20 protein-coding genes are annotated in these 23,948 nt (G+C 74.8%); 13 read left to right on the top strand and 7 right to left on the bottom strand.

All coding sequences use genetic code 11. The annotated features are described in order from the left end of the window. The 8 genes from ACWDRR_RS36660 to ACWDRR_RS36625 form a co-directional block, all read left to right on the top strand. On the top strand, window positions 1–3,898 hold a 3,898-nt coding region (locus ACWDRR_RS36660; protein ID WP_449776600.1), incomplete at its 5' end, for a non-ribosomal peptide synthetase. 12 nt (window positions 3,899–3,910) lie between these two features. Further along, the gene (locus ACWDRR_RS36655) at window positions 3,911–4,132 is read left to right on the top strand and encodes an MbtH family protein (RefSeq protein ID WP_449776599.1); all 222 of its coding nucleotides are present in this window, start codon (window positions 3,911–3,913) and stop codon (window positions 4,130–4,132) included. A 35-nt stretch (window positions 4,133–4,167) separates the two neighbouring features. Then, the gene (locus tag ACWDRR_RS36650) at window positions 4,168–4,536 is read left to right on the top strand and encodes a nuclear transport factor 2 family protein (protein ID WP_449776598.1); all 369 of its coding nucleotides are present in this window, start codon (window positions 4,168–4,170) and stop codon (window positions 4,534–4,536) included. A gap of 5 nt (window positions 4,537–4,541) precedes the next feature. After that, on the top strand, window positions 4,542–5,732 hold the full coding sequence (locus ACWDRR_RS36645; protein ID WP_449776597.1) for a branched-chain amino acid aminotransferase: 1,191 nt from the start codon (window positions 4,542–4,544) through the stop codon (window positions 5,730–5,732). Further along, window positions 5,732–6,253 carry a cobalamin B12-binding domain-containing protein gene (locus tag ACWDRR_RS36640; RefSeq protein WP_449776603.1) on the top strand — a complete coding sequence of 174 codons (522 nt, stop codon included), beginning with the start codon at window positions 5,732–5,734 and terminating at the stop codon, window positions 6,251–6,253. The genes ACWDRR_RS36645 and ACWDRR_RS36640 overlap by 1 nt, the downstream gene beginning before the upstream one ends. Further along, window positions 6,250–7,620, top strand: coding sequence for a methylaspartate mutase (locus tag ACWDRR_RS36635; RefSeq protein ID WP_449776596.1), 1,371 nt, complete (start codon window positions 6,250–6,252; stop codon window positions 7,618–7,620). Before ACWDRR_RS36640 ends, ACWDRR_RS36635 begins: the two co-directional genes overlap by 4 nt. Then, the gene (locus tag ACWDRR_RS36630) at window positions 7,607–8,173 is read left to right on the top strand and encodes a hypothetical protein (RefSeq protein WP_449776595.1); all 567 of its coding nucleotides are present in this window, start codon (window positions 7,607–7,609) and stop codon (window positions 8,171–8,173) included. Before ACWDRR_RS36635 ends, ACWDRR_RS36630 begins: the two co-directional genes overlap by 14 nt. Before the next feature lie 114 nt (window positions 8,174–8,287). Continuing rightward, on the top strand, window positions 8,288–8,887 hold the full coding sequence (locus ACWDRR_RS36625; RefSeq protein ID WP_449776594.1) for a DUF3995 domain-containing protein: 600 nt from the start codon (window positions 8,288–8,290) through the stop codon (window positions 8,885–8,887). Here the strand turns inward: ACWDRR_RS36625 and ACWDRR_RS36620 are convergent. Further along, window positions 8,864–9,862 (bottom strand): hypothetical protein, encoded by a 999-nt coding sequence (locus ACWDRR_RS36620; protein WP_449776593.1) that lies wholly within the window; start codon window positions 9,860–9,862, stop codon window positions 8,864–8,866. The genes ACWDRR_RS36625 and ACWDRR_RS36620 overlap by 24 nt on opposite strands. Before the next feature lie 788 nt (window positions 9,863–10,650). On the opposite strand from ACWDRR_RS36620, the gene ACWDRR_RS36615 reads away from it, so the two are divergent. Together ACWDRR_RS36615 and ACWDRR_RS36610 are read left to right on the top strand one after the other, a co-directional pair. Then, window positions 10,651–11,697, top strand: a complete 1,047-nt coding sequence (locus ACWDRR_RS36615) for an asparagine synthetase A (RefSeq protein ID WP_449776592.1) — start codon at window positions 10,651–10,653, stop codon at window positions 11,695–11,697. After that, window positions 11,694–12,983 carry a glutamate synthase-related protein gene (locus ACWDRR_RS36610; RefSeq protein WP_449776591.1) on the top strand — a complete coding sequence of 430 codons (1,290 nt, stop codon included), beginning with the start codon at window positions 11,694–11,696 and terminating at the stop codon, window positions 12,981–12,983. Before ACWDRR_RS36615 ends, ACWDRR_RS36610 begins: the two co-directional genes overlap by 4 nt. A gap of 62 nt (window positions 12,984–13,045) precedes the next feature. On the opposite strand, the gene ACWDRR_RS36605 is transcribed toward ACWDRR_RS36610, so the two are convergent. Next, complete coding sequence (locus ACWDRR_RS36605; protein WP_449776590.1) at window positions 13,046–13,321, bottom strand: hypothetical protein; 276 nt, start codon at window positions 13,319–13,321, stop codon at window positions 13,046–13,048. 399 nt (window positions 13,322–13,720) lie between these two features. On the opposite strand from ACWDRR_RS36605, the gene ACWDRR_RS36600 reads away from it, so the two are divergent. Continuing rightward, window positions 13,721–15,373, top strand: coding sequence for a CocE/NonD family hydrolase (locus tag ACWDRR_RS36600; RefSeq protein WP_449776589.1), 1,653 nt, complete (start codon window positions 13,721–13,723; stop codon window positions 15,371–15,373). Between the two features lie 33 nt (window positions 15,374–15,406). On the opposite strand, the gene ACWDRR_RS36595 is transcribed toward ACWDRR_RS36600, so the two are convergent. The 3 genes from ACWDRR_RS36595 to ACWDRR_RS36585 form a co-directional block, all read right to left on the bottom strand. Then, a complete protein-coding gene (locus ACWDRR_RS36595; RefSeq protein WP_449776588.1) occupies window positions 15,407–16,984 on the bottom strand; it encodes a phytoene desaturase family protein in 1,578 nt (525 codons plus the stop codon). A gap of 136 nt (window positions 16,985–17,120) precedes the next feature. Next, window positions 17,121–18,176, bottom strand: a complete 1,056-nt coding sequence (locus tag ACWDRR_RS36590) for a magnesium and cobalt transport protein CorA (protein ID WP_449776587.1) — start codon at window positions 18,174–18,176, stop codon at window positions 17,121–17,123. 146 nt (window positions 18,177–18,322) lie between these two features. Beyond that, on the bottom strand, window positions 18,323–18,826 hold the full coding sequence (locus ACWDRR_RS36585; RefSeq protein WP_449776586.1) for an Lrp/AsnC family transcriptional regulator: 504 nt from the start codon (window positions 18,824–18,826) through the stop codon (window positions 18,323–18,325). Window positions 18,827–19,004: 178 nt separating this feature from the next. On the opposite strand from ACWDRR_RS36585, the gene ACWDRR_RS36580 reads away from it, so the two are divergent. Next, window positions 19,005–20,729, top strand: coding sequence for a pyridoxal-dependent decarboxylase (locus tag ACWDRR_RS36580; RefSeq protein WP_449776585.1), 1,725 nt, complete (start codon window positions 19,005–19,007; stop codon window positions 20,727–20,729). 72 nt (window positions 20,730–20,801) lie between these two features. Here the strand turns inward: ACWDRR_RS36580 and ACWDRR_RS36575 are convergent, their stop codons facing one another. Further along, window positions 20,802–21,209 carry an SAV_915 family protein gene (locus tag ACWDRR_RS36575; protein ID WP_449776584.1) on the bottom strand — a complete coding sequence of 136 codons (408 nt, stop codon included), beginning with the start codon at window positions 21,207–21,209 and terminating at the stop codon, window positions 20,802–20,804. Between the two features lie 263 nt (window positions 21,210–21,472). After that, complete coding sequence (locus tag ACWDRR_RS36570) at window positions 21,473–23,122, bottom strand: serine/threonine-protein kinase (RefSeq protein ID WP_449776583.1); 1,650 nt, start codon at window positions 23,120–23,122, stop codon at window positions 21,473–21,475. 203 nt (window positions 23,123–23,325) lie between these two features. Here ACWDRR_RS36570 and ACWDRR_RS36565 point away from each other — a divergent pair, with 203 nt between their 5' ends. Continuing rightward, complete coding sequence (locus ACWDRR_RS36565) at window positions 23,326–23,880, top strand: TetR/AcrR family transcriptional regulator (protein ID WP_449776602.1); 555 nt, start codon at window positions 23,326–23,328, stop codon at window positions 23,878–23,880. Window positions 23,881–23,948 lie beyond the last annotated feature (68 nt).

Here is a 23,948-nt window from a genome sequence, read left to right as displayed (position 1 = left end):
GCTGCACGACCTCGTCCGGCGCCACGAGAGCCTGCGCACCGTCTTCCCGGAGGCCGACGGCGAGGCGTACCAGCTCGTCCTGGACGCCGCCGCGGTCGACCTGCCGCTCCCGCCGGTCGAGGTCGACGCGGCCGGGCTCGAAGCGGCACTGGCGCGCGAGGGCGCCCGGGGCTTCGACCTGACCACCGAGGTGCCGATCCGCCCGTACCTGTTCCGGCTCGGCGCCGAGGAGCACGTGCTGCTCGTGGTGCTGCACCACATCGCCGCCGACGGCTGGTCGGCGGCACCGCTGGCCGCCGGGCTGGAGACGGCCTACGCCGAGCGCGTCGCCGGCCGGAGCCCGGTGGTCGACCCCGCCGCGATCCAGTACGCCGACTACGCGCTCTGGCAGCGGGAGGTCCTCGGCGACGAAGCCGATCCGCAGAGCCCGGTCGCGCGCCAGATCGCCTACTGGCGCGAGGCGCTGGCAGGACTGCCGGAGCTCGCGACGGTGCCGCCGGACCTGCCGCGCGGCGCCTCCTCCGCGCACCGGGGCGGCACGGTGCCGCTGGCGGTCCCGGCCGAACTGCACCGGGAGATCGCCGCCTTGGCGGCCGAGAACCGGGTCAGCGTCTTCATGGTCGTGCAGGCGGCGCTCGCCGTCCTGCTCGGCCGGGCGGGCGCGGGCACCGACATCCCGATCGGCAGCCCGATCGCCGGGCGGGTCGACAGCGCCCTGGACGATCTGGTCGGCTTCTTCGTCAACACCCTGGTGCTGCGCACGGACCTGTCGGGCGATCCCGACTTCCGGACCCTGCTCGGCCGCGTCCGCGCCACCGACCTGGCCGCCTACGCGCACCAGGACCTGCCGTTCGAGCGCCTGGTCGAGATCCTGAACCCGGCGCGGTCGCTGTCCCGGCACCCGCTGTTCCAGGTCGCGCTCACCTTCCAGAGCGACCGGCGCGCGCAGCCGTCACCGACCGGTCTGGAGACGGCCGGCGAGCCGGTCCGCACCACGTCGGCGAAGTTCGACCTCTCGGTCAGCGTCCGGGAGGGCCGGGACGGGTCCGGCCTGGACGGGCAGATCGAGTACGACGCCGACCTGTACGACGCGGCGACGGTCGGGCTGCTCGCGGCCCGGCTGGTGCGGGTGCTGGAGGCGGTGTGCGCCGATCCCGGTCTGCCCGTCGGGGCACTGGACCTCTTCCTCCCCGGTGAGCGCGACACCGTGCTCGGCGAGTGGAGCCGGGCACCGGTGGTGCGGCCGGCCGAGGCGACCGTCCACGGGCTCTTCGAGGCGCAGCGCCGGCGCTCCCCGGACGCCCCGGCCGTGCGCTTCGACGGCGCCACGCTGACGTACGCCGAGCTCGACGACGCCGCCAACCGCCTGGCGCACCACCTCCTGGAGACCGGCGGGGTCCGGCGCGCGGAGATCGTCGGCGTGTACGTCGACCGCGGCGCCGAGCTGATCGTCGCCCTCCTCGCGGTGCTCAAGGCCGGCTGCGCCTACACCCTGCTCGACCCGACGCACCCGGCGGAGCGGACCAGGGACGTCCTGCGGCAGTCGGCCGCCCGGGTCCTCATCGGCCCGGGCGGGCCGGCGGAGGCCCTCGCGGCGCCGGGCGTGACGGTCGTCGCGCTCGACGCCGACGCGGAGGCGATCGCCGGCCGCCCCGCCACCGCTCCCGGGCGGCCGGTCGGCGCCGACGACCTGGCCTGCGTCATGTTCACCTCCGGATCCACCGGCCGCCCCAAGGGGGTCGTCACCCCGCACCGCGCGCTGGTCGGCACGTACGTCGGCCCGGACTACACCGCGTTCGGCCCGGAGATGGTCAGCCTGCAGTGCTCGCCGGTGCCCTGGGACGCCTTCGCGCTCGAAGTCTTCTCGGCGCTGCTGTTCGGCGGGGTGTGCGTCGTGCAGCCCGGGCAGACGCCCGAGCTGTCCCGCATCGAGGAGCTGTCCGCGGCGCACGGGGTCGTCACGCTCCAGCTGTCGCCCGGCCTGTTCAACGTCATGGTCGACGAGGGGTCCCGGGCCCTGAAGTCGGTCCGGCAGGCGATGGTCGGCGGCGAGGCGCTGTCCGTCCCGCACATCGCCCGGGCGATGGCCGCGTACCCGGAGCTGGCGCTGCTGAACGGCTACGGGCCGGTCGAGAGCATGGGCTACACCACGACCCGGCGGATCACCGCGTCGGACGTGGCCCGCGCCTCCGTCCCGATCGGCCGTCCGATCGCCAACAAGCGCGTCTACCTGCTCGACGGCGCGCTGCGGCCGGTGCCGCCGGGCGTCCCGGGCGAGCTCTACGTCGCCGGGGACGGCCTGGCCCACGGGTACGTCGGCCGCGCCGCGCACACCGCCGAGCGCTTCGTCGCCGACCCGTTCGGCGCGCCGGGGGCCGGGCCCCTCCGTCCCGACGGCGGGCCGGGCGGGCCCCTCCTGCCCGACGGCGGGCAGGCCGGGCGGATGTACCGCACCGGCGACCTGGCCCGGTGGAGCGCGGGCGGCTTCCTGGAGTTCCTCGGCCGCGGCGATCAGCAGGTGAAGATCCGGGGCTTCCGGGTCGAACCCGGCGAGGTCGAGGCGGTGCTGGCCCGGCATCCGGCGCTGATCCGGGTGGTGGTGCTGGCCCGGGAGGACGTGCCGGGGGACCGGCGCCTGGTCGCCTACGTCGTCCCGGCGCCGGGCGTCGCCGCGCCGACGGCGGCCGAGCTGGGCGCGCACGTCGCGGCGGTGCTGCCGGACCACATGGTCCCCTCCGCGTTCGTGGCCGTGGCGGCGTTGCCGCTGACGCCGAACGGGAAGCTGGACCGGGCCGCCCTGCCGGTGCCCGCGCGCACCGCGGCCGCCGCCGGCCGGGCACCGCGCACCCCGGTCGAGCAGGTCCTGTGCGGGCTGTTCGCCGAGGTGCTGGAGCTGCCGGAGGTCGGCATCGACGACGGGTTCTTCGAGCTCGGCGGGCACTCGCTGCTGGCGACCCGCCTGATCGCCCGGGTGCGCGACACCCTGGGCGCCGAGCTCGCGATCCGCACGCTGTTCGAGGCCCCGACCGTCGCCGGGCTCGCCGGGCGCCTCGGCGAGCGCGACGAGCGCGACGCGTTCGAGCCGCTGCTCCCGCTGCGCACCGGCGGCGACACCGGGCGGGACCTGCCGCCGCTGTTCTGCTTCCACCCGGCCGGCGGGTTCGGCTGGTCGTACGCCGGCCTTCTGCGCCACCTGCCCGACGGCCGCCCGGTGTACGCCCTGCAGGCCAGCGGCCTGACGGGCGGGGGCGCCCTGCCCGGCAGCGTCGCGGACGTCGCGGCGCAGTGCCTGGCGGTGATCCGCTCGGTCCGGCCGGCGGGGCCGTACCACCTGCTCGGCTGGTCGTTCGGCGGCCTGGTCGCGCACGAGGTCGCGGTCCGGCTCCAGGACGCCGGCGACGAGGTCGGCTCGCTGACCCTGCTCGACTCGTTCCCCCGGCCCGGTGCCGGTCGCGCGACCGGACGGCGGGCCGGGGAACAACGCGTGCTGGCACAGCGCGACTTCCTGGCCGGGATGCTCGACCTGGCCGGCTACGACCCGGTCGTGGTCGCGGACGCCGACGAGACCCCGGAGCGCGTTGCGGAGCTGCTGTCCCGTCAGGGCGGCGTCCTCGCGGGCCTGGACGCCGAGCGGGTCCGGGCCCTGCACCGGGTCTTCGAGAACAACGCGCGCATCGCCGCGGCCCACGTCCCCGGCGGGTTCCGCGGCGACGCGCTGCTGTTCGTCGCCACCGAGGGCAAGGCCGACGGAGCCCCCGACGCCCCGGCCTGGCGCCCGCACATCACCGGCGGGATCGCCCGCCACCCCGTCGCCGCCCGGCACGACGACCTGACCAGGACCGGACCGATCGCCGAGATCGGCCGCATCCTCGCGCAGCGGTTGCGCGAGAACCCGTAGAGGAGACGAGACATGACCAACCCGTTCGAGAACCCCGACGGCAGCTACCTCGTGCTCGTCAACGACGAGGGGCAGCACTCGCTGTGGCCCGAGTTCGCCGCCGTCCCGGCCGGCTGGACGGTCGCCCACGGACCTGGGTCCCGCGAGGGGGCCCTGGCCTACGTCGAGGAGAACTGGACCGACATGCGGCCGGCGAGCCTGGTCCGCGCCATGGCCGAGGCTGCGCGGGACTGATCCCCGCCCCACCCCAGAACGGAGGAACGACGTACATGTCCCCCATCACCGGCGCCCCCGGCACCACGGTGCGGCACTACTACGAGCTGGTCGACGCCAGCGACATCGAGGGCCTGCTCGACCTGTTCGCCCCGGACGCCGTCTACCACCGCCCCGGCTACCCCCCGCTGATCGGCCGCGCCGAACTCGAGTGCTTCTACGGCGCGGACCGCGTCATCGCCGAGGGCACGCACTCGCTGCGCACCGTCGTGGTCTCCGACGACCAGGTGGCGGTGCAGGGCGAGTTCTCCGGCACCCTGAAGGACGGCAGCCGGGTGACCCTGCGGTTCGCCGACTTCTTCGCCCTGCGCGAGGACGGCCGGTTCGCCCGGCGCGACACCTTCTTCTTCAGCCCGATGGTCTGAGCGCGATGAACCCGACGCCTCTGGTGCCCGCCGCCCCCGCGGTGGCGGCGCCCGGACCGCTGCGGTGGCACCGCACCCCGCTGCCGGAGCCGGTCAGGGCCACCGGTACCGAGATCGCCGAACGCTGCGCCGAGCCGGCCTTCGGGCAGGTCTTCACCGAGCACCTCGTCTCCCTGCGCTGGTCCGAGGAGGCCGGCTGGCACGACGCACAGGTGCGGCCGTGGGGCCCGCTGGTCCTGGACCCGGCCACCGTGGGCCTGCACTACGGCCAGGTGGTCTTCGAAGGCCTGAAGGCCTTCCGGCAGGCCGACGGCACGGTCGCCGTCTTCCGCCCGGCCGAGCACGCCCGCCGGATGGCCGGCTCGGCGCGCCGCTTCGCGATGCCCGAGCCGCCCGAGGGCCTCTTCGTGCGGGCGGTGCGGGAACTGCTGGCCGTGGACGAGCGCTGGGTGCCGTCGCACCCGACGCAGAGCCTCTACCTGCGGCCGCTGATGCTGGCCACCGACGTCTCGCTCGCGCTGCGGCCCTCGCGCAGCTACGAGTTCCTCCTGATGGCGTTCGTCACCGAGGCCTTCTTCGGCGCGGCCGCGCCCTCGGTGTCGGTCTGGGTCTGCGAGCGGTACACCCGTGCCGCGCCCGGCGGCACCGGTGAGGCCAAGTGCGCGGGCAACTACGCCCCGGGCTTCCTCGCGCAGGCCGAGGCGGCCGGGCACGACTGCCAGCAGGTGGTCTGGCTGGACGCCGTCGAGCACCGGTGGGTCGAGGAGATGGGCGGCATGAACCTGTTCTTCGTCTACGGCTCCGGCCCGGAGGCCGTCCTGGTGACGCCCCCGCTGACCGGCACCCTGCTGCCCGGGGTGACCCGCGACTCGCTGCTGACGCTCGCCCGGGACACGGGCCTGGCGGTCGAGGAGCGGCGCATCACGGTCGAGCAGTGGCGGGCCGACGCCGAGAGCGGTGCCATGACCGAGACGTTCGCGTGCGGCACCGCGGCCGTCGTCACCCCGGTCGCGCGCGCCGAGTCCTCGGGCGGGGCGTGGACGATCGGCGGCGGCCGGCCCGGACCGGTGGCGGCCCGGCTGCACGCCGCGCTCGCCGATGTGCAGCGCGGCCGTGTCCCGGACCGGCACGGCTGGCTGGACCGGCTCCCGGCCCCGGTGTCCGGGCCCGGGGCCCCGGCGACGGGGGCGTCGTGATGCTTCGTCTGCCGGTCCGGCTGCCGGACCAGGGCCCGGACGCCCCGGCGCGCGAGGGCCCGGCCTCCCCGGGCGCCGCGCCGGGCCCGGCCGGCCGCGGCACCGTGGTGCTCACCGGGGTCTCCTCCGACGCGCACACCTGGAACCTGGTGTACCTGCGCCTGCTGCTGGAGGAACTGGGCTGGGAGGTGGTCGGCCTCGGTGCCACCACGCCGGACCAGGAGGTCGTCGAGGCCTGCCTGCGGCACCGGCCGGACCTGCTGGTGGTCAGCTCGGTCAACGGGCACGGGCACATCGACGGCGCCCGGCTGATCACGGCGGTGCGCCGGGTCGAGGAGCTGTCCGGGATCCCGGCCGTCATCGGCGGCAAGCTCGGCGTGGCGGGCGAGGTCGGTGCGGCCCGGGTGGCGGCGTTGCTGGCGGCCGGCTTCGGCGCGGTGTTCCAGGACGGCGCCGGCATCGCCTCGTTCACGCGGTACCTGGCCGTGCTCGCCGGCGGACGCCCGGCGGTGACCACGTGAGCGCACCGGCGGCCGGCCACCGCGTCGCGGCGCAGCCGGCCCGGGCGCCGGGGACGTTCGCGGCCTTCGTCGCGGCGGCCCACCGCCGCGGCGAGCTGGTGGTGCAACCGCGGATGGGCTTCAGCGACCCGGCGGACATGCGGCGCGGCCTGCGCGCGACCCGGGCCGCGCGGGCCACCTCGGTGGGCACGATCACCCTGGACAGCTACACCCGGGTCCGCGACTACGCCAGCGCGCGGTCCGCCCTGGCCGCCGGCACGCCGCTCAACGGCTACCCGATCGTGAGCCACCCGGCCGAGGTGACCCGCGGCGTGCTCGGCGGGCTCGCGGGGCCGGACTTCCCGGTCCAGGTCCGGCACGGCTCGGCGCAGCCCTGCGACATCGTCGAGGCGCTCACCGCCCTGGGCCTGGACGCCACCGAGGGCGGGCCGATCTCCTACTGCCTGCCGTACGGCCGGGTCCCGGTGCGCGACTCGATCCGGGAGTGGGCGCGGGCGTGCCGGCTGTTCCTGCGGCTGCGCGACACCCGTGGCACCGAGCCGCACCTGGAGAGCTTCGGCGGGTGCATGCTCGGCCAGCTGTGTCCGCCGAGCCTGCTGATCGCGATCACCGTGCTCGAGTGCGTCTTCTTCCGCGCGCAGGGCATCCGCACCGTCTCGCTGAGCTACGCGCAGCAGACGAGCCGGAGCCAGGACCGCGAGGCGCTCGGCGCACTGCGCGCCCTCGCCACCGAGTACCTGGCCGGCATGGACTGGCACATCGTCCTGTACACCTACATGGGCGTGTACCCGGTCACCCGGGAGGGCGCGCTGCGGCTGCTGTGCGACTCGGCCGAACTCGCGGTGCGCGGCGGCGTGGCCCGGCTCATCGTCAAGACCTCCGCCGAGGCCTCCCGGGTGCCGACCGTCGCGGAGAACGTCGAGGCGCTGGAACTGGCCGGGGCGGTCGCGGCGGCCTCGAGGCGGCCGCCGCCCGGTCCGGCGGACCGGCCGGCGGACAGCGGCGTCCTGGACGAGGCCAGAGCCCTGATCGAGGCGGTGCTGAACCTGCACGGCGACGTGGGCCGGGCGCTGGGAGCCGGCGTGGAGCGCGGCTTCCTCGACGTGCCGTACTGCCTGCACCCCGACAACCCCGGCCGCACCCGCAGCCGGATCGAGCCGGACGGGCGGCTGGCCTGGTCCGACACCGGGCTGCTGCCGCTGGGGACGGCGGCCCGGCGCTCGCGCTCCGGCCACCTCGGCAGCACCGAACTGCTGACCGCGCTGTCCTTCATGAGGGACCGTTACGACGCGGACGCCGACGGGAGCACCCTCGCCGGCGGTGCGACAGCCCTGCCGGGCGGACGGAGGACCGATGACGGATGCTGACCGGCCGACCCACCTCGACCGGCTCATGCCGCGGTGGGACCGGCACGAGGTCCACCGCCGGCGGCTGCCGGCGGGCCCGCAGCAGGTGTGGGACGCCCTGTGGGACCTGAGGGTGCGCGACCTGGCGGTCACGACCGCGCTGATGCGCCTGCGCGGCGGCCCGGGCGCGTGGCGCGGCGGCATCGCGCCGGACCACGGTGACGCCCGGGTCGTGGACGCCATGCCGCCGAGGCCGCTGATCGCCGCCGAGCCGGACGAGCTGGTGCTGGTCCAGGTCGCGCGCTACGCCTCGACGCGCCCCGCGCAGGCGCGGGCGGGGGAGTGGACGGCCGAGGAGTTCGCCGCGTTCGCCGAGCCCGGCTGGTCGAAGGTGGCGATGAACTTCCGCTTCGTCGCCGGGGCGGGCGGCACCGACCTGATCACCGAGACGCGCGTGCTCAGCACCGACGCCGCGACCCGGCGGACCTTCGCGGCGTACTGGCTGGCCGTCCGGGCCGGCAGCGGGCTGATCCGGCGAGACATCCTACGAGCCGTCGGAAAAGCACTAGCGTGAGACCCGCTACGCACGGTGTCGACGGCGCCACGCAGGACCGGCCCGGTCGGGACCGCCCGATGGTCCGTTCGCAAGACGTTCAGCCCGTTCAGCCCCGACACCGAAGGTGCGTTCATGAACATCGAAGCGGCCCGCCCCCCGCAGCCCGCCGGATCCGCCGGGACACCGCCGCCCTCCTGGCCCGCCTACGCGGCGTGCGGCTGGGGGCTGCTCTTCGCCGGGATCAGCTTCTACTGGGGGGTCGGCGGCCGCGCCCTCCTCGACACCGTCGGCGGGGCGATCGAGCGGCGCGCCCTGGCCGGCGACACCGCCGTCTATGTGGCGGTCTGGGTCACCGGGGTGCTGAAGCTGTTCGGCGCCGCCCTGGCACTGGCCCTGGTGCGTCCCTGGGGCCCGCGGCTGCCGCGCCGCGCGCTGCTGCTGTTCGGGTGTGCCGCCGCGATCGGGCTGACGCTCTACGGCGGGGCGCTCGACGTGACGAACGCGCTCGCGGCCGCGCACGTGGTCGAGCCGTCGACGCCGATCGAGTGGAAGGCCCTGTGGTGGCACCTCTGGGTGTGGGACCTGTCGTTCCTCGTCTGGGGGATCCTGTTCGCCCTGGCGCTGCGCCGGTTCCGGTGGATCGCCCGGTCCGCGACCGCGCCGGCGCCGGGGCTGGTCGCGGCCCCGGCGCCGGAGGGTCGGTGGTCGTCACGAGGCCGGCAGCAACCGTAACTGTGCGGCCCGCACCCCGGCCTGGAAACGCGATGTCGCATTGATGTCGCGCATGAAGTCCGCGACGTATTTCCGATAGGTCCGCACCGAGATGCCGAGTTCGCGCGCCGCCACGTCGTCCGTCTGCCCCTCACTGAGCGAGGCGAGGATGAGTCTGGTCTTCTCGCACTGACGCGGATCGTCCAGCAGTGACAGCGGCAGCATCGGTGCGGCGGATTCCCAACTGTGCAGGAACAGCGCGTGCAGCGCCGTGAGAATCGCCTGGCTGCGGATGATCATTGTTTGCCATTGATCCGGCCCGAACTGGGAGATGAGCAGGCCGGTCCGGCGGTCGGCGAGCACCATCTCCTGGAGCCGCGCCTCGGTGACCCGGGACTGGTTGCGGCCGTCGCCGGGGAGCAGCGCGCGGACCCGGTGACGGTCGTCGCCGCCGCGGACCGGGAACAGGACCCGCATCGGCGCGGTGCTCCCGGACGATGCCCGCAGCGCCTCGGCGGCCGGTCGTAACGGGCCGTGGGTCATGCGCTCCGGCGTGCCCACGCAGACGAGCTCGCGGCGCGCCTCGGAGACCAGCCGTTTGACGGTCAGGGTGGCCGCCTCGTCGCTGTCGGACAGTTCCAGCACGCTCTGTTCGCCGCCGACGCTGCGGTGTTCGGCCAGGGCGTTGTCGATCAGGTGCATGGCCTCCGACAGGGCCCGCTCGATGCCGGCGCCGCCCGGTGGCTGGGGGCCGGCGGACAGCCTGGTGGCGGCCGGCGGGCGTGGCCCGTCCTCGTCGGCCCGGTCCCGGTCCCGGGCCCGGCGTGCGGCGCGGTCGGTGACGATGGCGTTCTCCAGCATCGTCAGCGCGCCGTCGTAATCGTCGAGCAGCGCTTCAGGCCGGGAGTCGATGAGGTCCGTAAGTCTTCGCGGTCCGCCGCCGGGCTGCGGATCGTCCGAATCCTTCGCTGGTCTGCCTGCGGACGGATTCCTCATGAGCACCCCTTACTGCGCAGACTCCGTAGTACCGGCTCTGAACGGACATCAGCCCTCCAAAACTCGGATGAGCACCACACCGGGGCGAGAGCATACGGGTGCGGTTTGAACATGGCGAGTCGGTCCCCTGTCAATGCCGTTAAGAATGAGCAAGTCCCATACGAGCACTGGGCCACCATTATGATTCGTGTACGGTTCTCAAAGGTTGGCGGGAATGCCGTCCGGGGTTTTCGGTGGGCGCCGTTGTCGGCCGCCGGGGCGCATGCGCATCGAGTCGGACCGCCGCGGCGTCGCCGCCACGCGCCGGGGGCCGGCGCGGCGGGCCGGGCGGTCGGCGCGGACCACCTCGGCGGCGGGCGGCCCGCCGTCCACCGTGAGGGTCGAGGTGGACCGTCCCCGGGCCGCCGGGGCCGGGTGCCCCGACGATCTCGTAGGGGCCGACGCGGCGCGATCGGGCATCCCCAGCTCCTCCATGACTGCTCCCCCGAGCGGATTCCCGCCCGTGAGGATAGCTTCCGTCAACGCCCTTGTACATGGCGGTAGCTGACGGCCCGACAGATCCACACGACACTGCTTCCGGGGCCGGTGCGGGGTGCCCCGACGCGGCCCGGTTCCGCACCGGCCGGCCGACTTTTTCGGCCCCGACCCCGGGACCGGGCCCCCGTTCCCACGCCGGCAGGCCGCCCCGACAGGAACCTGCGAAACACCGCCACCCGGCGCCCCTCCGGGGTCACAGGAACCTGCGAGGCCCCCGGTGCGCCCGAGGGCGCCCGGCTAGCGTCCACCACGTGGACATCGAGCCGAGCACCGACCTGTCGACGCAGTCTGGCCCTGCGTCCTACGCCCCGGAGTCAGCGGACCGGATGCCGCCGAGCCCGCGCGAGCACCTCGCCTCGCCCGTCACCCGGGCCGCCCTGCGGGTGCAGAACACCCTGCTCGCCGCGGCCCGCGAGTACCTGGCCGAGCAGGGTTTCGTCGAGATGCTGCCGCCGGTGATCGGCCCGGTCACCGACCCCGGCGCGCGCGGGGCCAAGCAGGTGGACGTGGACTACTACGGCCACCGCTACAAGCTGATGACGAGCAGCATCCTCTACAAGCAGGCGGCGCTCACCGCCTTCGGCAGGATCTTCTACGTCGCCCCGAACGTCCGTCTGGAGCCGCCGGAGACCGCCGGCACCGGACGCCACCTGGCCGAGTTCCACCAGCTCGACGTGGAGATCGCCGACGGCGACCGGGCCGACGCGATGCGCACGGCGGAGGGCGTGGTCACCTTCGCGGTGGCCCGGGTGGTCCGGGACCGGAGCGAGGAACTGGCGCTGCTGGGCCGCGACCCCGACGCCTTCGCGCCGCTGCTCGACGGCCCGTTCGGGCTGATCACCCACACCGAGGCGGTCGCCACGCTGGCCGGCCTCGACCACGGACAGAACCCCGACGCCGAAATCGACTGGCCGGGCGAGAAGTTGCTGTCGGAGAAGGCCGACCGCCCGTTCTTCGTCACCGACTACCCGAAGGGTTCGCGCGGGTTCTACGACAAGGAGGACCCGCGGCGCCCCGGCGTGCTGAACAACTTCGACCTGATCCTGCCCGAGGGGTTCGGCGAGGTCTCCAGCGGCAGCGAGCGGGAGGCGGAGTACCGGCGCATCGTCGCGCGCATCCGCGAGACCGGCGAGAACCCGGCGAAGTACGAGTGGTACCTGGAACTGCTGCGCGCGGGGATCCCGGGCAGCGCCGGATTCGGCATCGGCGTCGAGCGTCTGACCCGCTACGTGTCGGGGCTGGACCACGTGTGGCAGGCGGTGGCCTTCCCGAAACTGCCGGGGGTGGTCGCACCGTGACCGGGCTCAGCGCGCCGGGGTTCCCGGAGGCGCAGGTGCGGCACCGGGCCCGGGTGGGCGCGGAGGCGGTGTTCCCGGCCCGAGGGGACTACGGGGCGACGGTGTTCGGTCGCCCCGGTGTTCCGGAGGAGGGGGCCGGCCCCTACGACGGCGACCTCGTCGACGCCGCGCGGCTGGTGCCGCCGGTGTTCATGCCGCTGCGCCTGGAGAAGCTCATCGACCTCGGGCGCGAGCCGCTGCACTCGGACGTCGACCTGCGCACCACCGTCGGCGGGTTCGGATCCGCGCTGCCGCTGTACGTCTCGGCCTTCGGCTCGACCCGCGTCGCGAGCGGCGACCTGGGCCTGGCGGCGAGCCGGCAGGCGGGGCGGCTGGGGATCCCGATGGTCATCGGGGAGAACGTCGTCCCCACGGCCGGCTACCGGGGCGCCGCCGGCCCGGGGTTGCTCGACCGCCTGCTGGCCTACCAGGAGGCGGCCGCCTCCGACGCGGTCGGCGGCGTGGTCGTGCAGCAGAGCACCGACGACGCGGACCTCGAAGTCTGGAACCTCGTCTACAGCGATCCCGGGGTCCAGCCGCTGCTCCGGACCGGGCGTCTGGGCTTCGAACTGAAGACGGGCCAGGGCGCCAAGCCGGGGCTGGGCGGCATGACGCTGCTGGGCGCCGAGGGGGCGGCCCGGGCGTCGTCGCAGTACCTGGTCGAATCCGTCTTCGGCGAGTCGGCGGGCCAGTTCCTGCGCAGCGGCAGTCCCGGCACCTTCACCGCGGAGATCCTCACCCGGCAGATCCAGCTGATGCGCAACAACTTCCCGCGGGCGAGGGTCTGGGTGAAGCTGCACCCGGGCCGGGACGTCGGCTTCGCCGCCGAGACGGCGTGGCGGGCCGGAGCGGACGCGGTGACGGTCGACGGCGCCGAGGGCGGTACCGGGTGGGCGCCGACGGCGTTCCTGCGGCAGGTCGGGCTGTCGCTGGGGGAGTGTCTCCTGGAAGCCCGGGCCGAGGGGCGGCCACTGCTGGCCTCGGGGCGGATGTGGGAGGGCGCCCGGGTCGTGAAGTCGCTGGCGCTGGGCGCCTCGGCCGCCGGGCTGGGGCGGGCCGCGTTGCTCGCGGTGGACGAGGACGCGGCGGCGGGGTTGGAACGCCTGGTCGACAGCATCGCGCTGGAGCTGCGGCTCCTGATCAGCGCGCTGGGCAAGTACCGGGTGGCGGACGTCCGCGCCGAGGACGTCCGGCTGCCGGGGGGCGTGGCGACCGCCGGCCGGCAGGGCGCGTCCGCTCCTCGCTGAGACGGGCGGACCCCCGCGGCGCGACGCCGGAGCGCCGTGCCGCGGGGGCCGTCAGGAGCCGGTCAGCAGCTGACGCTGCGCTCGCAGTCGAGGTAGCGACGGATCTGCGCCTCGATGGCGGCCGCGCGGGCGTCCGTCACGTTGGCCTCCTGGAAGTGGCCCTGGCTGCGCAGGCGCTGGGCCTGCTGGCGCAGCTTGGCGGCCTGGACCTGCAGCTCGCCGATGTTGACCGAGACGGCGCCCCGGGCGGTGGCGGCCGGGGCGGGCGCGGCCTGGGCGGGCGCGGCGGCGAGGAGCAGGCCACCTGCGAGGACGGCCGAGACGGTCAGTGCGGACATGCGACGCATGATTCCCCCATGTTCTTCGATGGTTCACCTGGCTGTCGGTCATCCGTCGAACTGATGACCGATCAGTAGCGTAGGAGATCCCTGCGAATGATCTTGCATCGCGCTCCGCATTCCGGACACTCGGCGGGTCGGTGCCCCTGCCGATCGGCGGGGGTGTCCGATGCGTGCGGGTTACGCGCGAGGTGTCGGGGATGTGCAGGGAGGTGGCGATGTGGGCCGGTGTGCGGCTCGCGGCGGGCGGGGCGGCCGGGGCGTCGGCGTGACGGCCGGGTGGGGTTGTGCGGCCGTTTGCTACTGGCCGGTAATTTGGCTGATCATCACCTCCTCTGAGGCCCCGTCAGCTCGTAGGCTCTCGGCGGCCGAACGGTTCGAGCACAGATGGAGCACGTGATGGAACGATCCCACCCCCGCCGTGGACGCCGGGCGGCGAGCGCCGTCCTCGTGGTGGCGCTCGCGCTCGGTGGGGCCGCCGTCGCGCGACCCGCCCCGGCGGCCGCTGCGTCCGCCGCGGGCTCGTCCGCCGCGGGCTCGTCCGCCTCCGCCGCGTTCGCCGCCGGCTCGTTCCGGCTGGCCGACGTCCCGGCGCAGGACGGCGTCGTCCTCAAGGCCGATGTGTTCACCCCGGCCCCCGGCACCCCGGGCGCCGACCCGCAGGGGCGCTACCCGCTAGTGGTGCAGCCGGCCAGCTGGGGGCAGAACGACCTGGAGTACGTCGCCCAGGGCCGCGCGTTCGCCGCCGCGGGGTACGTCATCGTCACCTACACCGTGCGGGGCTTCTGGGGCTCCGGCGGAGAGGTCGACGTGGCCGGACCGAAGGACGTGGCCGACATCTCCACCGTGATCGACTGGGCGCTCGCGCAGACCCCGGCCGACCCGGAGCGGATCGGCATGGTGGGGCTCTCGCTGGGCGGCGGACTCACCCTGCTCGGCGCGGCCTTCGACCCGCGGATCAAGGCCGTCGCCTCGCTGAGCGGCTGGGCCGATCTGACCGACTCGCTGTACAGCGGCCGGACCCGGCACGTCCAGGCGGCCGCGGTGCTCGCCGGGATCCAGGCCCCGACCGGTCGCCGCAGCCCCGAGTTCGCGCGGGTGCTGGACGACCTCTTCGCCGACCGCGACCTGCCCGAGGTCGTCCGCTGGGCGGACGCCCGGTCCCCGGCGCGCTACCTGGACCGGATCAACGCCAACGGCACCGCCGTCCTGCTGGCCAACGCCTGGGGCGACAGCTTCTTCAACCCCGGTCAGGTCACCGCCTTCTACCAGCGGCTGACCGGGCCCAAGCGCCTCGAACTGCGCCCGGGCGACCACGCGAGCCAGGAGTTCACCGGCCTGCTCGGCCTGTCGAACGCGGCCTGGGGCAGCGCCCGTTCGTGGCTCGACCAGTACCTCAAGGGGGCCCCGGGCGACCGGCGGCCGCCGGTCGACCTGGAGGTCCGCCCCGCCGGTACGCACGAGAGCCGCCCCGACTGGCAGTCCGTCAGTTCCCGCACCGACCGCCTGGCGCTGGGCGCCGAGACCCTCGGTGGGCCGGCCGGGACCGACTGGCGGGCGACCGTGCTGGGCAACACCGCCTCCGGCGCGAGCGGCGGCGTCGCCCTGCTGTCCGGGCTGGCCGACCAGGTGGTGCACCTGCCGCCGACCGCCGTCGTCCCGCTGCTCGACCGCTCCGCCGTCGTCGTCCGCCGGTCGGCGCCCTACCCGCAGGGCCTGTCGGTGCGCGGCGCCGCCCGGGTGCACACCACGGTGACCGCGTCCGCCGCACAGGGCACGGTCGTCGCCTACCTCTACGACGTGAACGCGCTCGGCGTCGGCCGGCTGATCTCGCACGCCCCGCAGAGCTGGTCCGGCCGGCCGCCGGGGCAGCCGTTCGCGCTGGACGTCACGCTCTTCGACACCGCCTACGACCTGCCCGCCGGCCACGGGCTCGCGCTGGTGCTCGGCACCCGGGACGCCCTGTACGGCGGTCTCACGCCGTCGGGCAGCACCGTGACCTTCGGCTCCTCGGCCGCCGACCCGTCCGAACTGGTCCTGCCGGTGCGCTGACCGGTGCGCCGACCGGCACGTTCCGGGGCCGGGCTACGGCTTGAGGTCCGCCAGCACGGCCTGCGCCGCGTTGTGGCCCGGGATGCCGCTGACGCCGCCGCCGCGGATCGCTCCCGCGCCGCACAGCAGCACGTCCGGGTGCGCCGTCGCCACGCCCCAGCGGGCGGCGGCGCCGTCCGGCTCCTCGTCGGCGAAGGGGAACGCGAGGTCCCGGTGGAAGATGTGACCGCCCGGCAGGCCGACCTCCCGTTCCAGGTCCGGCGGAGTCCTGGCCTCCACGCAGGGCCGCCCGGCGGCATCCGTCGCCAGGCAGTCGGCGATCGGCTCGGCCAGGACCTCGTCGAGCCGCGCCAGGCTCGCCGCCAGCGCGCGCTCCTTGGCGGCCGGGTCGGTGAACAGCCGGGCGGGCATGTGCAGGCCGAACAGGGTCAGGGTCTGGAGCCCCTGCCGGAGTGCCTCGGGCCCCAGGATCGACGGGTCGGTGAGGGTGTGGCAGTAGATCTCCGAGGGTGGCGCCGAGGGCATCCGGCCCGCCCGCGCCTCGGCGTAGGCCGTCTCCAACTGCCGGTAGCCCTCGGCGATGTGGAAGGTCCCGGCGAAGGCGTCCCGGGGATCCGCGGCGGCGTCCCGCAGGCGCGGCAGCCGGCGCAGCACCATGTTGACCTTCAGCTGGGCGCCCTCCGGCGCCGGCCCGGGCTCCTCGCCCAGCAGCCGGGCCAGCACCGCCGGGGCGGCGTTCACCAGGACCTTGCGGGCCACCGCGGTCGCCTCGCCGCCCTGATGACGGTAGGACACCTCGGCGTCACCGGTGCCGTCGGTGGCGACGGCGGTGACCTCGCAGCCGGTCCGGATCAGCGCACCGGCCCGCAGCGCCGCCTCGGCCAGCGCGTCCGTCACCGCGCCCATCCCGCCGACCGGGACGTCCCAGTCGCCCGTCCCGTTGCCGATCACGTGGTACAGGAAGCAGCGGTTCTGCCGGAGCGAGGGGTCGTGGGCGTGGGTGAAGGTGCCGATCAGCGCGTCCGTCAGCACCACGCCGCGGACCAGGTCGTCGGCGAAGGTCCGCTCGATCGTCTCGCCCAGGGGCCGTTCGAAGAACGACTCCCAGGCGGCGTCGTCCGCGATCCGCCGGCGCAGCTCGGCCCGTGCGGGCAGGGGCTCGGTGAGGGTGGGGAACACCCGCTCGGCGAGCCGCCCGGTCGTGGCGTAGAAGCCCTGCCAGGCCTCCCACTCCCGGTCGGCCCCGGTCAGCGCCCGGAACGACGCCCGCGTCCGGTCGGGATCGGCCGCGTCCACCAGCAGTCCGGTGGGGCGCCCGTCCCGGACGGTGGGCGTGTACGAGGCGATCCGGCGCCGCCGCAGGTCCAGCCGCAGTCCCAGGTCCCGCACGACCTTGCGCGGCAGCAGGCTCACCAGGTACGAGTAGCGCGACAGCCGGGCGTCCACGCCCGGGAACGCCCGGGCCGACACCGCCGCCCCGCCCACCTGCGGCAGCCGTTCGAGTACCAGTACCCGGAGTCCGGCCCGCGCGAGGTACGCCGCCGCCACCAGGCCGTTGTGCCCGCCACCGACGATCACGACGTCGTGCCGGGAGGACGACTCTGCGTTCACGCGGCCACGCTACGCCACGGCGCAGGGCCGGGGAACAGGTCGCGCGTCGTCCGCTTTCCGCCCGCGACCGCCGTCGCCGGCCGGACCGCCGTCGGGGCCCGCGACCGGGTGCGGTGGCGTCGCTGCGGCGGCGTCGCTACGGCGCGGGGGATCTCGGCGTGTGGTGGACGGCGTTGTTCACCGCCGGCACCGGTGGTGTCGGGTGGGCGCGCTGCCCGCGCAGCCAGACGAACAGCAGCACGCACGGCAGCAGCAGGCCGCCGAGGCCGAACACCACGAACGCCGTGAGGCTGTCGACGTGCCGGACCAGCCACGCGAAGTTCTGCCCGAAGAAGCCGACCACGAAGGAGAGCGGCAGGAACACGGTCGCGATGATCGTGAGCCGCTCCATGGTGGCGGTCTGGCGCAGGTTGATCCTGTTCTGCTCGACCGAGATCACCGCGATGTTGGCCTCCAGGACGGTGGCCAGCAGGTCGCGTTGGGCGGCGACCTCCTCGTTGACCAGCAGCAGGTGGTCGTGCACGTCGCGGAAGTACGGCAGCAGCTCGGTCGCCGACCTGCTGGGCCGCAGCCGCCGGGCGAGCACGGCGAGCAGGGGGTGGACGGCGCGGTAGAAGTCGGTGGCCTCGCGGCGCAGGAAGTAGATCCGCTCGGTCGGGGCGACGGTGCCGGAGAACACGGTGGACTCGATCTGCTCGATGTCGCGTTCGAGTTCGTTGACGACGGGTGCGTAGCTGTCGACCACCTGGTCGAAGATCGCCCACAGGGTCGAGGCGCTGCCGGTCCGCAGCAGTTCCGGGCGGCGTTCGAGCCGGCTGCGGGCACCGGCCAGCTCGCTGGCGATGCCCTGGCGGACGGTGATCACGAAGTGCTCGGCGAGGAAGACGCTGATCTCGCCGGTGTCGACCTCCTCGCGTTCGTCGTCGTAGCGAGCGGTGCGCAGGATGATCAGCTCGGTGCCGTCCTCGTACTGCTCCGCCTTCGGTCGCAGGTGGAAGGCCTGGGCGTCCTCGACGGCGAGTTCGTGCAGTCCGAAGCTCTCGCGCACCCTGGCCAGCTCCTCGGGGCCCGGTTCGAACAGCCCCAGCCAGACGAAGCCGCCCTGCGCGCAGCGCGCGGCCGCCTCCTCCAGCGGCATCGGCCCCTCGTGCTGGCGACGTCCGTCGCGGTAGTGCGCGCAGTCGACGATCATGGCCTTCCTCCTCGCGCCCGGCCGACCGCGCCGTGTGTCGCCCCACCGGCGGCGCAGCACGCCGCGATCGCCTCACACCACCAGACTGCTCCTCCGATCCGGCCGGGGCCGCCCCACGGGCCCGGGAGCGCGCCGGCCCGGGCGGTTCAGACGGTCGGGGGGAGCGGGTCTCCGAGGTAGCGGCGCCCGGCTATCTGCTCGAAGATCAGGTTGGTCCGGGTCTGGGCCACCGCCGGGTGGGTGGTGAGGTGGTCCACGACGAAGTCGCGCAGGCCCTCGGGGCCGGCGACGCCGACGTGGAGCAGGTAGTCGTCGGATCCCGCCATGTGGAACACCGCCAGGACGCCGGGCAGATCGGGGGCGGTGCCGCGGAAGCTCTCGTTCTGCTCCCGGGTGTGGGCCCGGAGCCGGACGGAGATCATCGCCTGCAGCGGCAGGCCGATCGCGGCGGGGTCGACATCGGCCCGGAACCCGCGGATGATTCCGCGCTCCTGCAGCGCGCGCACCCGGGCCAGGCAGGTGGAGGGGGCGATGCCCACCGTCTCGGCGAGCGCGTTGTTCGGCATCCGGGCGTTGTCGGCGAGGGTGCGCATGATCGCCCGGTCCACGTCGTCGACGGGCGCCCTCCGGACGTGCGGATTATTCGGCATGCCGGGCAGGATTCCAGCTGATTCCGTCGATTCGCAAGAGTTTGCGAGGTCGTGCCGAATCTTGTTCGGGAGATCTTCCGCCGGGCTCCGCGAAGTTCCATCCTGGCCGCGAGCGGCGCACGCCTCTCCGCCGTCCCCGCCCGGGACCGGCCCGCACCGACCCCGGAGTGCCGTTCCCATGAGCCCGACCGCCGCCTTCGCCGCCGCGACCGCCGAGACCGCCGGCATCACCCGCATCGCCGACATCGCCGCCGGGCTGGCCGAGCCGGCCGGGACCGCCGTCGACCCGGGGGCGGAGCTGGACGGCCGAGACTTCGAGCTCCCCGCGGGCGGCCTGGACGACGACCGCCGCCTGCGCGCCCTGGACACCGTGGACGAGTACCTGTCCAGGAAGCGCCGGCACCTGGTCGGTTACCAGGCCACCCAGGACATGCAGGGCTGCGCGCTGGACCTGGCCCGGTTCATGCCCAACAACATCAACAACCTCGGCGACCCGTTCCAGAGCGGCGGCTACAAGCCGAACACCAAGGTCGTCGAGCGCGCGGTGCTCGACTACTACGCGACCCTGTGGAACGCCGAGCGGCCGCACGACCCCGCCGACCCCGAGTCGTACTGGGGCTACATGCTGTCCATGGGCTCGACCGAGGGCAACATGTACGCGCTCTGGAACGCCCGGGACTACCTGGGCGGCAAGGCGCTGATCCAGCCGCCGACGGCCCCGTTCGACGCCCTGCGGTACGTCCGGGCCGCGCCCGACCGGCACAACCCCAACGCCCACCGCCCGGTGGCGTTCTACTCCGAGGACACCCACTACTCCTTCGCCAAGGCCGTCCGGGTGCTGGGCGTCGAGACCTTCCACACGGTCGGGCTGGAGAAGTACCGGGACGAGTGCCCGCTGGTCGACCCCGCCACGGGGCGCCGCGAGTGGCCCACCGAGGTGCCGTCCCGCCCCGGCCCCTCGGGCCGCTCCTGGGACGGCCCGGGCGAGATCGACATCGACGCCCTCGCGGTGCTGGTCGAGTTCTTCGCCGCGAACGGTCACCCGATCTTCGTCAACCTCAATCTCGGCAGCACCTTCAAGGGCGCCCACGACGACGTCCGGAAGGTCTGCGAGCGCCTGCTGCCGATCTTCGAGCGGTACGGCCTGATCCGGCGTGAGGTGGCCTACGGCACGGACCCGAGGACCGGTGAGCCGCTGGTCGACCTGCGCAGGGGTTTCTGGATCCACGTGGACGGCGCGCTCGGCGCCGGCTACGCGCCGTTCCTGCGGATGGCCTCCCAGGACCCGGCGGCCTACGGCTGGACCCCCGAAGTCGACCTGCCCGCCTTCGACTTCGGCCTCACGCTGCCCACCGCGGAGTTCGGCGACCTCGACATGGTCTCCTCGATCGCCATGAGCGGCCACAAGTGGCCCGGCGCGCCGTGGCCCTGCGGCATCTACATGACGAAGGTCAAGTACCAGATATCGCCGCCGTCCCAGCCGGAGTACATCGGTGCGCCGGACACCACCTTCGCGGGCTCCCGGAACGGCTTCTCCCCGCTGGTCCTCTGGGACCACCTGTCCCGGCACTCCTACCAGGACCAGGTGGACCGGATCCGCACCGCCCAGGAGCTGGCCGGCTACCTGGAAGGGCGGCTGCGGGACATGGAGCGCGAGACGGGCGTCGAGCTCTGGCCGGCCCGCACCCCGGGCGCCGTCACCGTGCGCTTCCGCAAGCCCGGACCCGACCTGGTGGCGAAGTGGTCGCTGTCCTCCCAGGACGTGCTGATGGTCCCGGGCGACGAGTCCACCCGCCGCAGCTACGCGCACGTCTTCGTGATGCCCTCGGTCGACCGGACGAAGCTGGACGCCCTGCTGGCCGACCTCGCCCGGGATCCCGCCCTCCGCGCCCCGGCCGGCTGACCGGCCCCGGCCGGCCCGGTGCGGCGGTGGTCCCGGGGAGTGCCGTCGGCTCAGCGGGGGAGTGCCGTGGGCTCAGCGGGTGCGGGCCCGGTCCCGGCGCGGGGCGGCCGCCGCCGGTCGGGTGCCGGGGGCCGGCGGGAACCACTCGCACGGCGCGGCCGCCGGGGAGACGGCGGCCGGGGCGAGCGGGCGCGCGGCCGGTGCGACCAGCTGGGGGTCGACGGTGAGCGCCGTGACGCCCAGCGGCTCGGCGAGGGCGCGCAGCGCGGGCTCGGCGAGGGCGATCCAGGGCTGCGCGGGGCCGAACGCGGCCGCCAGGCGCTGCTCGGTGGTGAAGGCGACGGCCGTCCGCCCGCCGAGCGGGGTGCGGAAGAAGCGGGCGGTGTGTCCCAGCGGGCCCGGCCGGACGGGGACGAGCAGTCGTCCGGCCGGGACGCGTTCAGAGGGCTCGGAGTCGTCCGAGCTGTGGCGCCGGTCCATGGTGGTCCTCCGTAGGGGCGAGATCCTCGGGCGCGCCGGACCGGCCTGGACGGCTCGGACCGGTGCCCGCACCTGACACTGTTCCCGGCGCGGAGGCGCCTCGGCCCGGCCCTGACGCTTCCTTGATCCGCACGCCCGGACTCCTGACACGGCATTGACACCTGCCACCGCCCGGGCCCGCGGTCCGGGGCCCGCCGCCCGGGGCCACCGTCAGGGCCCGCCGCCCGGGGCCCGGCCGGTGCGGCGGGACGGCCCCCCGGAGGTCAGGCGGAGCGGCGGTAGTAGGTGATGGAGACCTTGACCGCGCCGTCGTCCGGGGCGGTGGCGAGTACGCGGACGAGGGCGATGTCCCGGCCGCCCTGGGCGCGGACGCAGAAGCTGCGGTCGGTGCGCAGCAGGGTGAACGGCAGGGTGGCGGCCGGCTGGGTCTCGATGCCCTTGACGCAGTCGGGGAGGGTGAGCCGGTCGGCCGGGGCGACGTAGGCGTCGCTGTCCTCCGGGATGTAGAACTCGCCGGCGTGGCGGCCCAGGTACCAGGTGGAGGTGTCCTGGGCGGCGACCTTCCCGGTCTTGAGGTCGAACTCGTAGGAGTGGTCCGGGGAGGTGAGGGCGAGGTCGGTGTAGACGGCGGTGAACCCGGGGATCGTGGTCGGCTCCGGCGAAGCGGAGGGGGTGGAGGGGGTCGAAGGCGCAGGAGAGGTCGGGGCCACGCTGCCAGTGGCGGCGACGTTCTGGTCGTCGAGGTCGTCGAAGGCCTCGGGGTCGAGCAGCAGAAACGCGCCGGCGGCGCCGACGACCAGGGCGGCGGTGGTCAGGAGCGCGGTGCGGGCGCCGCGGCGTGCGGTGGTCGCGGCCCTGCGCCCGCGGGGGGCGGGCTGCAGCCGGGTGGGCTCCGGGGCGGGGCGGACCAGGGCGGTCGGGGCGTCGGCGGCGGCGCGGGCCGGGTCGAGGGCCGGGTCGAGGGCGGTGGCGGGCGGGGGAGGCGTGGTCGGCAGCTCGGTGTGGCGGCGGAGCTCGGCTCTGACCCGCCGGGGCAGCCAGTCGTCGGCGAGGCGGAGCTCGTCGCCGGTGGCGGGGTGGTTGCGGGCGGTCTCGATCAACCGGGCGGTGCTCGGCCGGTGTGCCGGCTCCTTGGCGAGGCAGAGCCGGACGACGTCGTGCAGTCCGGACGGCAGCCGGGAGAGGTCGGGCTCCTCGTGCACCGCCCGGTAGAGCGAGGCCGGCTCGGGGCCGTCGCCGAAGGGCGGGGTGCCGGAGCCGACGTAGGCGATCAGGGCGCCCAGGGCGAAGACGTCGGTGGCCGGGGTGGCGGGCAGCCCGAGGATCTGCTCGGGGGCCATGAAGCCCGGTGAGCCGATGCGCAGGCCGGTGCCGGTGAGCGGGCTGGCGTCGGCGGCGCGGGCGATGCCGAAGTCGATGACCCGGGGGCCGTCGGCGGCGATCAGGACGTTGCCGGGCTTGAGGTCGCGGTGGACGACACCCGCGGCGTGGATCACCTGGAGGGCCTCGGCGATGCCGGCCAGGAGCAGCAGGACGGTCCGCTCGGGCAGCGGGCCGTGCTGGTGGACGACCTGCTGGAGGGAGGGGCCGGGCACGAAGGTGGTGGCCAGCCAGGGGGCGGCGGCGTCGGTACCGGCATCGACCACCTGGGCGGTGTACAGGCCGTGGATGCGCCGGGCGCTGGCCACCTCCTGGGCGAAGCGGTGCCGGAACTCGGGATCCTCGGCGAGCTCGGGCCGGACGACCTTGAGCGCGACCGGTCGCCCGCCCGGGGTGTAGGCGAGGTAGACGCGGCCCATGCCGCCCGCGCCCAGCCGCGCGCAGAGGCGGTAGCCGCCGACCTCGCGGGGGTCGTCCGGGGACAGCGCCTGGAACGCCGTGGGCGACTGGGCGCCGAAGGGCTCTGCGGTCATGGCTGGCTCCCAGCGGATCGAGTGAGGGTGGCGGCGCGAGCCCGGTGGGAGGTCCCACGGAAGGCTCTCGGGTGCGCCGGCGTCCGGAATCGCACCGGATCATAACCCCGACTGTAGTTTCAGTCAGGACCGGGTCGGGTGGGGTCGACGGGGCGGACATCCCGGTAGGATGATCCCTCGTGGCTGACCGTCGAACCTTGATCATGGAAGCGGCCGCGCGGGTCATCGCCCGGCGCGGTGTCCGCGGGCTGCGGGTGGAGGAGCTGGCGACCGAGGCCGGCGTGTCCACCGCGCTGATCTACTACCACTTCAAGGACCGCGCGGGGATCCTCCGGGCGACGTTGGAGTTCATCAACGACCGGGCCGGGCGCTACACCACGGAGCGCGCGGCGGATGCGCCACCGCTGGACGCCCGGGGCGAGCTGGAGCAGACGCTGCTGCTGGAACTCCAGGACACCCCCGAGGTGCGGGAGAACAGCACGGCCTGGGGGGAGCTGCGGGCGAGCGCGGTGTTCGACCCGGACCTGCGGGAGGACCTGGCCCGGGCGACGCTCGTCTGGGTGCAGGAGGTCGCCGAACTGCTCGGCACGGTGCGGCCGATGAACGGGGCCGCCGCGCTGGCGAGCTCCGCCGAGCGGCTGACCGCGCTCCTGGAGGGGCTGAGCGTCCGGTGGCTCAGCGGCAGCCTGCCGGCGGAGCACGCGCGCGAGCTGCTGACCGGCGCGATCGACATCGAGCTGGAGCGGCTGCGCCGCTAGTGCATCGCGGTGCGGGTCGGCCCCGGGTCACGGCCCGGGGCCCTTTCGCGTCCCGGCCCGCGCCGTCT

It is taken from the genome of Kitasatospora sp. NPDC003701 (assembly GCF_053587085.1).
This window is presented reverse-complemented; position numbering and strand designations above follow the sequence as displayed.